The organism is Phenylobacterium sp. (assembly GCF_031412415.1).
Taxonomy (GTDB): domain Bacteria; phylum Pseudomonadota; class Alphaproteobacteria; order Caulobacterales; family Caulobacteraceae; genus Phenylobacterium.
This window is the reverse complement of record NZ_JANOCX010000285.1, coordinates 1-2958: the sequence shown is the minus strand read 5'-3', so window position 1 is coordinate 2958 and position 2958 is coordinate 1. Positions and strand designations below refer to the sequence as shown.

Annotated in this window: 4 protein-coding genes and 1 pseudogene; 4 read left to right on the top strand and 1 reads right to left on the bottom strand. The window is 68.9% G+C overall.

Annotated features, from left to right (window positions below; translation table 11 throughout):
* From RMO04_RS13875 to RMO04_RS13865, 3 genes are all read left to right on the top strand, one after another.
* On the top strand, positions 1-669 hold a 669-nt coding region (locus tag RMO04_RS13875; RefSeq protein WP_309645361.1), incomplete at its 5' end, for a DUF933 domain-containing protein.
* A gap of 37 nt (positions 670-706) precedes the next feature.
* On the top strand, positions 707-1375 hold the full coding sequence (locus RMO04_RS13870; protein ID WP_309645360.1) for a dienelactone hydrolase family protein: 669 nt from the start codon (positions 707-709) through the stop codon (positions 1373-1375).
* 2 nt (positions 1376-1377) lie between these two features.
* Positions 1378-2058 (top strand): dienelactone hydrolase family protein, encoded by a 681-nt coding sequence (locus tag RMO04_RS13865; RefSeq protein ID WP_309645359.1) that lies wholly within the window; start codon positions 1378-1380, stop codon positions 2056-2058.
* On the opposite strand, the gene RMO04_RS13860 is transcribed toward RMO04_RS13865, so the two are convergent.
* On the bottom strand, positions 2055-2528 hold the full coding sequence (locus tag RMO04_RS13860) for a hypothetical protein (protein WP_309645358.1): 474 nt from the start codon (positions 2526-2528) through the stop codon (positions 2055-2057). The two genes, RMO04_RS13865 and RMO04_RS13860, sit on opposite strands and share 4 nt — an antisense overlap.
* 110 nt (positions 2529-2638) lie before the next feature.
* Here RMO04_RS13860 and RMO04_RS13855 point away from each other — a divergent pair.
* Positions 2639-2958 (top strand): annotated as a pseudogene (locus RMO04_RS13855) (hypothetical protein); the annotation flags it as partial.

Below are 2958 nucleotides of genomic sequence, written 5' to 3'. Positions count from 1 at the left end.
CGTGTCAGCAACCTCGAGAAGCGGGCCAAGGCCGGCGACAAGGAAAGCGCCACCACCCTGCGCCTGGTGCAGTTGGCCCTGACCGAGCTGAACGCCGGCCGCCCGGCGCGCAAGGCCGTGGTGCCCGCCGAGGACGAGAAGGACTGGCGGATGCTTCAGCTCCTGACCTCGAAGCCCGCGCTCTATGTCTCCAATGTCGACGAGGCGTCCGCCGCCGACGGCCACGAGATGTCGAAGCTGGTCGCCGAACGCGCGACCCGCGACGGGGCCGACCACGTGGCCATCTCCGCCCAGATCGAGAGCGAGATCGCCATGCTCGATCCCTCGGAACGCGCGGAGTTCCTGGAGACGCTCGGCCTCACCGAGCCCGGCCTCAACAAGCTGATCCGCGAAGCCTATCACCTGCTGGGCCTGCAGACCTATTTCACGGTCGGGCCCAAGGAGGCGCGCGCCTGGACCATCCACAAGGGCGACACCGCCCCCCAGGCGGCCGGTGTGATCCACACCGACTTCGAGAAGGGCTTCATCCGCGCCGAGACCATCGCCTATGACGATTATGTCCGGCTGAACGGCGAAGCCGGCGCCCGCGACGCCGGCAAGCTGCGCGCCGAGGGCAAGGAATACGTCGTCCAGGACGGCGACGTGATGAACTTCCGCTTCAACGTCTGACCCTGGACCCCTAGCTTAGGGGAAACGGGAGAGACGCATGGGCCAGACCATTACCCTCACGGGCGCGGACGATTTCGCGTTCTCGGCCTATCACGAGCAGCCGTTCACGCCGCGCAAGGGCGGGGTGATCGTGATCCAAGAGATCTTCGGCATCGACCGCCATGTGCGCGCCGACGTCGAGCGCTGGGCCAAGGCCGGCTACGAGGCCATCGCGCCGGCCCTCTACGATCGCCGCGAGCGCGGCTTCACCGCCGCCCACGATCCCGACGGTATCGCCGCGGGCATCGCCCATGCCCGAGCCACGCCGCTCGACCAGGCCCTGGCCGACATCGCCGCCTGCCGCGACTATCTGGCCGAACGGGGCAAGGTTTGCGTGGTGGGCTATTGCTACGGCGGCTCGCTGACCTGGCTGGCCGCAGGCAAGCTGGAAGGCCTCGCCGCTGCGTCCAGCTACTACGGCAGCCTGGTGGCCGCCAACGCGGCGCTCAAGCCCCTGTGCCCGACGATCATCCACCTCGGCCACACCGACCCCGGGATCAAGGCCGATGAGGTCGAGGCCGCCGTGCACGCCCATCATCCCGACGTGCCGGTCTACATCTACGAAGGCGCCGGCCACGGGTTCAACAACGAGAGCCCCGAGCGCTACGCCGAGGAGGCCGCGGACCTCGCCCGGATGCGAACCCGCGAACTGTTCGAGAGCGCCTGATCGTGGGCGAGACGATCCGTCTCGTCAGCGCCTTCGACGGCTTCGAGTTGCAGGCCTACCGCGCCGGCCCGCCTGACGCCCGGCGCGGCGGCCTTGTCCTGGCGCAGGAGATCTTCGGGATCACCGACCACATTCGCGAGCTCTGCGACAGCTTCGCCCAGGACGGCTACGAGGTGATCGCGCCGGCCTTCTACGACCGCCTGGAGCGCGGCTTCGCGGCCGACTACGCCGCCGAGGCGGTGGCCAAGGGCGTGCGCTACTCGCAGGAAACCCCTTGGGACCAGGTGGCTGGCGACCTTCAGGCGGCCATCGACGCCCTGAAGCCTCCTGTATTCGTGACCGGTTTCTGCTGGGGCGGGGCGGCGGCATGGCTGGCGGCTTGCCGCTGCACCGGCCTCTCGGCGGCGTCAGCCTTCTATGGCCGGCGTATCAGCGAGCTGAAAGACGAGACGCCCAGGGTTCCGATCATCCTGCACTTCGGCAAGGCCGACGCCTCGATCCCACCGGAAAAGGTCGAGGAGATCGCCCAGGCGCACCCCGAGATCCCGATTCATCTCTACGAGGCCGGCCACGGCTTCGTCTCCGATCGCCGCGCCGACTATGACGCCGATAGCGCCCGGCTCGCCCGCCTGCGCACCCTGGCGCTGTTCGCCAACAACGGCGGCGGGCGGAGTTCGATCTAGCTAGGCTCTTCGATGAACTTGCGGATCGGCGGCTGCAGCTCCAGGGCCCGGACCAGCACGGCCTGTGCCGCGAGGATACCGATCCCCGCCGCGTAGCCCGAGAACACCGCGGCAGGATAGCGCCCGCCATGGGCGACGGCGCCCACCTGCCAGTAGATGAACAGCGCCGCCCCGGCCAACAGGCCCACGCCGGTGATCACCGAGAAGGCGGTCTGTCCGAATCCGGCCTGGAAACTCAGCCAGACATAGCGGGCCAGCATGCGCTTCAGCCAGGGCACCAGCAGCGGCAGCACCATCGAGAGGAACAGGAACACGCCCGGCCAGATCAGCGTGCGCTGGGCGATGAGGTCCGAGCCCCCCGGCAGGACCTGGAAGGCGTTGATCACCGCACCGACATAGATCAGGGAGGCGGCGACCAGCGCCACGTCCTGCATGCGTTTGAAGTCGCGCCAGGGTTTGATGAAAGCCATGCGCCAGATGTAGCGGGGCCTTGGTCGCGGCGTAAGGTGTCGATCGTCGCCCGATGGTCATGCCGCGAGGCTTGGCTATGCTCACGCCTCGCCCATGAGTCTGAGAAAGCATGCCGCCCGCCGCCTTCGCCTCGGCCGCCGTCCTCGCCGCCCTGGTTCCGGCCGTGGGCTGGGCTGGCGAGATGGCCTGCGTCTACGAGCGGGGCGTGGTGGTGGTGCCGGCGTCCGTGGCCGGCATGGCGGGCGACTACATCCTCGACACCGGCTCGCCCGACACCCAGTTGCACGAGACAAAGGCGCAGATGGCGGGGTTCACGGAGACCAAGCTGCGCGGGCGGATCCTGATCGCCGGCCTGCGCCTGCGCCAACGCCCGATCGCGGTGGTGGACCTGGACGCGCGGACCGCGCCCTTCCCCACGCCGATCGCCGG

Excerpts from the sequence above, each read along its gene's own strand:
- RMO04_RS13870 (WP_309645360.1), top strand. The coding sequence starts at position 707 with ATGGGCCAGACCATTACCCTCACGGGCGCGGACGATTTCGCGTTCTCG.
- RMO04_RS13860 (WP_309645358.1), bottom strand. The coding sequence starts at position 2,528 with ATGGCTTTCATCAAACCCTGGCGCGACTTCAAACGCATGCAGGACGTG.